Below are 8,560 nucleotides of genomic sequence, written 5' to 3'. Positions count from 1 at the left end.
ACTTGTTGTTCTTCGCTCGAAAGGATGATTTTGTTGAGGTAGCGTTGGAATATTATTTCTAGTGTTAGTTTGGTGGGACGTTCTTGTTAAAGGGGGCGTCTCAGATTTAAGACGCGCTATATTTATAATGTTCAACGTCATCTTTTTATAAAATAGAGCAAATAATCGAATAGTCCCACAGGTAAGATGGTTATATTTTTCGAATATCTATAACCTCCGAATATGCATGTAAATCGTGCTGGTGGTATCGGCCCTAAGGGATCTATGAGTTTATTTAATTGGGATCAAAACTTTGAAACAGGCATTGGTGTTGTAGATGAACAACATCAATACCTTGTTGGTTTTATCAACCACTACGGAAATCTTTTGTCAGAGAATACAATCTCTATAGACGACATTAACATCGCTTTACTCGATCTCATGCGCTATGCCGAATTTCACTTTAAAGAAGAAGAATCTTTGATGAGAGATTGCGGTGTACATCAGTTACACATTGAAGAACACATCAAAGTGCATCGTGTGTTTATGCAAGATATCTACAGTATGCAAGCTTTCATCTTGGAAGAAGATCAGGTGTCAGCACGGCAGTTATTAGACTTCCTCATCCATTGGCTTGCTTACCATATCCTCGGCATCGACCAAAACATGGCACGACAAATCACCGCCATAGAAGAGGGCGCAACACCTCTACAAGCCTTTGAAGCAGAAGAAAAGCAGCAAGACTCTTCGACTGTCCCGTTGTTGGCGGCGCTTAATGGCCTGTTTGAACAAGTCTCTGAACGAAACAAACAGTTGTTACGCTTTAATCAGTTACTCGAAGACAAAGTCGAGGAACGGACGGCAGAATTGAAACGAGCGAGTAAGAAACTTGAAGAACTGTCGTTAACAGACTCACTCACTCATTTACCAAACCGCCGCAGTGCCTTTAAACAGTTAGCGCTACATTGGCAAGACTCCAAAGAACTGGGCATGCCTTTAGTGTGCATTATGATTGATGCCGACAACTTCAAGCGCATTAATGACACAAGTGGTCATGATGCAGGTGACTTGGTGCTACAAACCCTCTCGCGTGAACTGAAAAATACGTTCCGTAATGATGATATTGTTTGCCGGTTAGGTGGCGATGAGTTCTTGGTTATTTGCCCTAACACCGACCTCAAAGGAGGCATGCACATCGCGGAAACGGCTCGCCAGAAAGTGTCTGAATTAGAGGTTGAAACCAGTCATCAAGTTTGGATTGGCAGTATTAGTGTCGGTGTGGCTGAAATAACCCAAGAATTCGGCTCAATGAACGAGTTAATTAAAGCCGCCGATGAGTCCGTCTATTTAGCAAAAAACGCAGGCAAAAACAGTGTTTGTTCGATTCAGATTTAAAACTGGTTTATTTCAAGTTCAGATCTAAGTTCGCTTTAGTTTTAGAGCTCGGTTCACTTGAGATTTAGAACTCAGCTCCCTACAAATCTAGAGCCCCGCTCACTTCCAAACAAAGGAGTGGCACTCGTATTTGTGCCACTTCCTCTTACTCCTCATTAATATCCTGTTAAATTTGCCGTGTTTTTAGTCAATAACTTGCTCTTTTAACGATTCAATTTGGCATTGGTTGCGTGTTTGATTACTATGTGTAGCTATCTAAAAAAACTAATCATCCGATACGGACACTACCAACTGGTAGATGAGGAAATGATGCAACATCTAGAAGAGATCATTGCTAATGCAACGACTGCTATTGATACAGCAGATTCGTTAGTCGCACTTGATGAAGTGCGAGTTCAGTATTTAGGTAAGAAGGGTGAACTAACTCTTCAACTACAAAGCCTAGGTAAACTTCCACCTGAAGAGCGTCGCACTGCTGGTCAAGAGATCAACAAAGCGAAAGGTGCTGTTCAACAAGCGATCGCAGCTCGCAAAGACGCACTTCAACGTGCAGAGCTTGAAGCGAAACTAGCTGAAGAAACTATCGATGTGAGCCTACCAGGTCGTCGCATTGAGAACGGTGGTCTTCACCCAGTTACTCGCACAGTTGAGCGTATCGAACAGTTCTTTGGTGAGCTTGGCTTTAGCACTGAGTCTGGCCCTGAGATCGAAGATGCATTCCACAACTTTGATGCACTAAACATCGCAGACGATCACCCAGCTCGTACTGATCACGATACTTTCTTCTTCAACCCTGATCTAATGCTACGTACGCACACTTCTGGTGTTCAAATCCGTACGATGGAAAACGGCAAACCGCCATTCCGCTTCATTGCTCCGGGTCGTGTTTACCGTAACGACTACGATCAAACTCACACGCCAATGTTCCACCAAGTGGAAGGTATGTTAGTTGATGAGAACGTAAACTTCGCACAACTTAAAGGCATTCTTAACGATTTCCTTTGTAACTTCTTTGAAGAAGAAGTTGAAGTGCGTTTCCGTCCTTCATTCTTCCCGTTCACAGAGCCTTCAGCTGAAGTTGACGTGAAACGTAAAGATGGCAAATGGCTAGAAGTTCTAGGCTGTGGCATGGTTCACCCTAACGTACTTCGCTCTGTTGGCATCGACCCTGAGAAATACTCTGGTTTTGCATTCGGTATGGGTGTAGAGCGTCTAACGATGCTTCGTTACGGCGTAAATGACCTTCGTGCGTTCTTCGAGAACGACCTTCGTTTCCTTAAACAATTCAAGTAATCCGGGGCAGTCAAAACTATGAAATTCAGTGAATCTTGGCTACGCGAGTGGGTTAAACCTGCAATTAACAGCGAAGAGCTAGCTCACCAAATCACTATGGCTGGTTTGGAAGTTGACGATGTAGAACCTGTTGCTGGTGAATTCACCGGCGTTAAAGTAGGTAAAGTGGTTGAGTGCGGTCAGCACCCAGACGCAGACAAACTACAAGTTACAAAAATTGATATCGGCGAAGAAGAGCTTTTAGACATCGTTTGTGGTGCATCTAACTGTCGTCTTGGCCTAACTGTGGCAGTAGCAACAGTTGGCGCAGTACTTCCTGGTGACTTCAAAATCAAGAAAGCAAAACTACGTGGCGTTCCATCGCACGGCATGCTTTGTTCTTTCTCTGAGCTAGGTATCGACGTAGAGTCTGACGGCATCCTTGAGCTGCCAGAAGGCACTACGCTAGGTATGGACGTACGTGAGCTTCTAGAGCTTAACGACGTAACTATCGACGTAGACCTAACAGCAAACCGCGCAGACTGCTTCAGCATCCGTGGTCTTGCTCGTGAAGTTGGCGTACTAAACCGCGCAGACGTTACAGAGCCAACAGTTGAAGCTGTTGCAACAAGCATTGAAGACACAGTATCTGTTGAAATCAAAGCAACTGATGCTTGTCCACGTTACCTTGGCCGTGTGGTTAAGAACGTAAACGTGAAAGCGGAATCTCCAATCTGGATGCAAGAAAAACTGCGCCGTTGTGGTATCCGTTCAATCGACCCAGTTGTAGACATCACAAACTACGTGATGCTAGAGCAAGGCCAACCAATGCACGCATTTGATCTTGCTAAGATCGAAGGCGGTATCGTGGTTCGTCTAGCAGAGCAGGGCGAAAAGCTAACACTTCTAGATGGCAACGAAGCTGAACTAAACAGCAACACACTTGTTATCGCAGACCAAAACAAAGCACTAGCAATCGCTGGTATCTTTGGCGGTCAAGATTCAGGTGTTACGACTGAAACAACTGACGTACTTCTTGAAGCTGCATTCTTCGCACCGGATCACATCCGTGGTCGCGCACGAGCTTACGGCCTTCACACAGATTCTTCTCTACGTTTCGAACGTGGTGTGGATTCAACACTACAAGCAGCAGCAATGGAGCGTGCAACACAGCTTCTAGTTGAAATCTGCGGTGGTGAAGTTGCGCCAGTAAACGGCAGCGAATCTGAAGCTGATCTACCAAAAGCAAACGTAGTTGCTCTACGTCGCGCTAAGCTAGACAGCCTACTAGGTCACGAAATCCCATCTACAGACGTAGTGGAAATTCTTACTCGCCTAGGTTGTAACGTTGAAACGACAGAAGCTGGTTGGACGGCAACGTCTCCATCTTGGCGTTTTGATATCGCAATCGAGCAAGACCTAATTGAAGAAGTAGGTCGTATCTACGGTTACGATAACATTCCAAACCAAGCGCCTAAAGCGGCACTTAAAATGAATGACCACAAAGAAGCTGACCAACCGCTTAAGCGCGTTCGTGACCTTCTTGTAGACCGTGGCTACCACGAAGCAATCACATACAGCTTCGTAGAACCAGAACAGCAAAAACTTGTTGTACCTGGTGTTGAGCCGCTAATCCTGCCATTCCCAATCTCTGCGGACATGTCAGCAATGCGTCTTGGCCTAATCCAAGGTCTTCTAAACACAGTGGTTCACAACCAGAAGCGTCAACAGTCTCGCGTTCGTCTATTCGAATCAGGCCTACGTTTCATCCCTGAAGCAACTGCTGAAAACGGCATGCGCCAAGAAATGATGCTTGCGGGCGTTATCTCTGGTACTCGTGGTGAAGAGCACTGGGACATTGCAACTAACACTGTAGATTTCTTCGATCTTAAAGGTGACCTAGAAGCCGTTCTTGAGCTTTCTGCAAACGAAATCGCATACAGCTTCAAAGCTGCTAAGCACCCAGCACTTCACCCAGGTCAAACTGCGGCTATCGTAGTAGACGGCAAAGAAGTGGGTATCATTGGTACTGTTCACCCAGAACTAGAGCGTAAGTTTGGTCTTAACGGCCGTACTATCGTATTCGAAATCGAATGGGCAGCTATCAACACTCGCGTGCTTCCAGAAGCAGTAGCCGTATCTAAGTTCCCTGCAAACCGTCGTGATATCGCAGTCGTTGTTGACGAAGCAGTTGCTTCTGGCGACATCGTAGAAGCGTGTATCGCAGCTGGTGGCGAATTCCTAACAGGCGCTAAACTGTTCGACGTATACGTTGGTCAAGGCGTTGAAGAAGGTAAGAAGAGCCTAGCAATCGCACTTAGCCTACAGTCTGTAGAGCGCACACTTGAAGATGCAGACATCGCTGGTTCAGTAGATGCTATCGTAGCTTCAATCTCAGAGAAATTCGGCGCAGCACTTCGCGACTAATCTCTTCTGATAGATAGAAAACCAAAGGCCTCGCATTGCGAGGCCTTTTTTTGTTTCGGTGGGTAAGGAGTCGGGGGCTGACTCTTCATTGGGCAGAAATTAGCCACGAATTTAATTTTATTAGTAGAGTTTAGGCTAGATTTTCCCATGGAATTACCCCAAGATAGTTACTGTAGAGGATAAATAGATTAACCACTACAGCGAGTCTAGCTATCGGTTGTTTTAGTAACCTAATTCACTAAAGCCCCTATTGCGACTTAGAAAGTAGACACTAAGACCATTAATTATTGTTATAGTCTTGGATTCAATAACTTAATCACTGGTGCTGTGTCTATGTGTTTTGGTATGTATGGTTCGTCACCTTTTTGTATGGCCATACAATCGAAATCATTTTCGCCAATTTCCCAAGCCCAACGAACCGATAAATTGTTAATAATAATACCCAATTTGCCACTGTGCGTATCCGATCGTTCGTTATTTCTTAACATTGCGTCGCAACCAAAATAACAGCGACCAGTTTTCTCATACTCAAGTAAGAAACGTTCTAAGTTTTCATTACTATTGGGTGTCATAGTATTAATACGACTTATCATTGTCATCAATTTATTCTTATTAACACTATTTATATTCTCAGAAACAATCACCCTGTAGTGAGCAGCATCATTGACAGAGATGCCTTTGACTATTACTACTCTTAATCTATTGCTTTTGTCATTTATGCCAACTTCATCGAGTAAATCAGAAAAGACTGCTGAACCTTCATTAGTGTTCTCAAATAGCAAATACAAACCAGGTATGTCATTAGGAAAATTACTGAATCCAACACCAGCCCATTTAGCTTTGTCCCACAACCTCGGCTTAATCAGCCCTTGGATTGACATATCTTGATGATGAATACCTTCAGGATTAGTGAGATATTCAGGTGGAGCCCCAACACCTTTATTTAAATTAGTTGGCGAATTAAGTAATTCCGGCTTAGGGTAATCCTTGTCCCACGCTTCAGTACGAAGCATAGGGTAGTTTTTTGAATCAGGTCTGTGAGCGAAGAGATCTTTTACCTTTGTATCTAAATCGTTCCCTAAAACATTATTTGAAGCATTAAAACAGGCGCCGAAAGATATCGACCTATCTAGCGCTCCATCTTCAAAGATCATTCTTTCAATGGATTTTGTATCATGGAACATGAACATTTCGGGTAATAATTCAAAAATCAATTCCTTAAACCAAGCCTGCACGATGGCTTGTCCTTCAAGATAAAAAGCTTCTTCATCAAATCCAGAACAAGTTACTTCTAGGTGAAGTTTGCCTGAGCTGTCGTCTAATTCATGATATATTTCCAGGTCATCTTCATCATCAGCGATTACTTCAATTGAAAGATAAGCTTCTTTTAGATGTAATTTGTCAACTGCACACGTTGCAAATGCACCTTCTAGTAATGATAGAATACCTTCAGAAAATTCAACAAAAGGTGTTCTATTCGGAGAATCAATATTAATGCAACAGCCTAACAGTTGAGATAAATGTTGGGCGCGTCTCTCTAAATTTATATTTAGTTTCCTAGGGGTAGTTCCGAAATTAAAATCACGTATTTTCACTAAGTATTCAAATAAATGGTCATCAGCAGGTGTTTTATATTCCTGCTCGAACTCGTCTAAATATCCTAATGTGACCAATAAATTTCCAGAGGAGTTATACAAACCAAACCGATCAAGTACACTAGGGAGGTTTTCTAGACGTTTAGTTAAGTCAAAACTGCTGTTAAGTATTAATTGTCCAATAAAAGCCTCTATACTAACAACATCATTTTCACTGATAATGTCTTCATTCAAACCTGATTGAATAAGCAATGTGAGTTCATACCATTTTAGCGCATGTCCAAGCCTGCCTAACTTAAGTTCAATCCAGCATAGTTGGTGATAAGTTTGTACTTGCCGAGCATTTAGTTCATCTCGCTTCCAAAATTTATCCGTAAGTAAAGAAGCAGCTAACAGCATACAGGCTCTAGAAGCCCAAAGTAATCCTACATTCTCATAAGCTGTTGAAATCACTCTTAACGCTAGGATCACTTGATCTGTTGACTCTTCTTTGTACAGAAGAGTTAACGACTTTCCAACCAACTTGATAGCTTGATAAGGTTTTCTACTATCTAACCTTTTGATACCGCGTCTTAATTGAAGCATTGCACTTTTAACTTCACCATCTCGCAAACAAGACTGCTCAGTAAGGTAATCTAATAAATTTTCATACGATTCAACGTCACCAAAAATATCATCTACACCATTAATTAAGTTGAATACTTTATCGAAGGGGAAGCCGACTAATCGTTCACTTTGTTTGAGTATCGCTAGAAGTTCTTCAAATGAAGGTGCAGATTCCTCAATGGATTTAATCTTACTTAGTTCAAAAATAACTAATTGGGTTCTAGCAAAAAGAGCATTACTTGGAGTGTTTTCATTGTTTGCGATTGTATGTAGCTGTTTTAATGTATTTTTCTCAATCGCTTCAATATTAATCGTCGGGGTTATTGTATTAGATTTCATATAACTGCGGTGAACGGTTATTAGTGTTACAACACTTTCCCATTTCGTCGCACTAGATGATGGTTGTGCGCAGTCATATACCTCAGATAGGTTTTCTTCGAATATTTCAAAATCTTCTAGCCAGAAATGAGCCTTCCATGCGAATTGATAATGAGCATCTAGTACTTGTTGTTTGGTTCCAAATCTCTTTGCTATTTTTATTGCGCGACTAAACAGGCCTTGTGTTTCAAATATCGGCTTATCTAATTCCGCGCTCAGTATCGCAACATCTAAAAAGTCATCAACTTGATCCGTTGTGACCTCTGTAGGGTTAACATTCGTATTAATATTTTCTGTTATTTCATCAAGTTTTTTTTGTTTTTGATAGTCATTACTACCGATGCTGCGTTCCCTTTTGAATTGCACTGGAATAGATAAAGTTTCAATCGCCAAAGTTTCTAATTTATTCTTATAAATTTGATCTAAAATCCAACTTATATCAAGGATACGAACATCCATGCCAGTCTCTATTTTTAAGCTATCCTCTAGTTCAGATCGTTGGTTTGATTTTGCATATTGATTCGTGATGCAAAATGCTTGAGTATAACCACGGTTTGTTTGTTGTATTTTTACAACATCTTGCCGACATTTAACCTTCCAGTCGACTCTTGTGCTAACTGCAAATGCCCAGCGTTCTTTATGTGAAGAATCATTAACCCCCTCAAACCAAAGAAGCTGATTTTGTTCAGATACCGGAAATGTTTGAGTATCAGTTTTACCATCACCGCCTGCGACAGGCCCTGTTTGTTCTAGTAAGTTAGAGCAGATAACTTTTTCACACAGTCTTTTGGAAAAATCTTCGAATTGAAGCGGCGTTGTTGATCAAATCAGCTTGAAGATCAACGATGCCATATTTGACTAGCCGTTAGCTTCTAACGGGCATACCTAGTCCTATGACTTTGTTTATA

The 8,560-nt window shown here is 42.0% G+C and carries 4 protein-coding genes; 3 read left to right on the top strand and 1 reads right to left on the bottom strand.

The features are described from left to right. The first annotated feature begins 222 nt into the window (after window positions 1–222). From IQQ51_RS23080 to pheT, 3 genes are all read left to right on the top strand, one after another. The gene (locus tag IQQ51_RS23080; RefSeq protein ID WP_416222621.1) at window positions 223–1,374 is read left to right on the top strand and encodes a GGDEF domain-containing protein; all 1,152 of its coding nucleotides are present in this window, start codon (window positions 223–225) and stop codon (window positions 1,372–1,374) included. Window positions 1,375–1,683: 309 nt separating this feature from the next. Further along, window positions 1,684–2,667 (top strand): phenylalanine--tRNA ligase subunit alpha, encoded by a 984-nt coding sequence (gene pheS / locus IQQ51_RS23075; RefSeq protein WP_004734764.1) that lies wholly within the window; start codon window positions 1,684–1,686, stop codon window positions 2,665–2,667. Between the two features lie 18 nt (window positions 2,668–2,685). Further along, entirely contained in the window at window positions 2,686–5,073 is a 2,388-nt protein-coding gene (pheT, locus tag IQQ51_RS23070; protein WP_193842222.1) for a phenylalanine--tRNA ligase subunit beta, read from the top strand. Window positions 5,074–5,363: 290 nt separating this feature from the next. On the opposite strand, the gene IQQ51_RS23065 is transcribed toward pheT, so the two are convergent. Next, window positions 5,364–8,111, bottom strand: a complete 2,748-nt coding sequence (locus IQQ51_RS23065) for a hypothetical protein (RefSeq protein WP_193842221.1) — start codon at window positions 8,109–8,111, stop codon at window positions 5,364–5,366. Window positions 8,112–8,560: the final 449 nt, after the last annotated feature.

Origin of the sequence: Vibrio sp. OPT18 (assembly GCF_015163615.1) — a bacterium.
GTDB lineage: Bacteria > Pseudomonadota > Gammaproteobacteria > Enterobacterales > Vibrionaceae > Vibrio > Vibrio coralliirubri.
The sequence above is the reverse complement of the archived record's forward strand: the minus strand, read 5'-3'. Positions and strand labels throughout refer to the sequence as shown.

What these genes read in the sequence shown, in the direction of transcription:
- IQQ51_RS23065 (WP_193842221.1), bottom strand. Translation starts at nt 8,111, where the DNA reads ATGGATGTTCGTATCCTTGATATAAGTTGGATTTTAGATCAAATTTAT.
- IQQ51_RS23080 (WP_416222621.1), top strand. Translation starts at nt 223, where the DNA reads ATGCATGTAAATCGTGCTGGTGGTATCGGCCCTAAGGGATCTATGAGT.
- pheT (WP_193842222.1), top strand. Translation starts at nt 2,686, where the DNA reads ATGAAATTCAGTGAATCTTGGCTACGCGAGTGGGTTAAACCTGCAATT.
- pheS (WP_004734764.1), top strand. Translation starts at nt 1,684, where the DNA reads ATGCAACATCTAGAAGAGATCATTGCTAATGCAACGACTGCTATTGAT.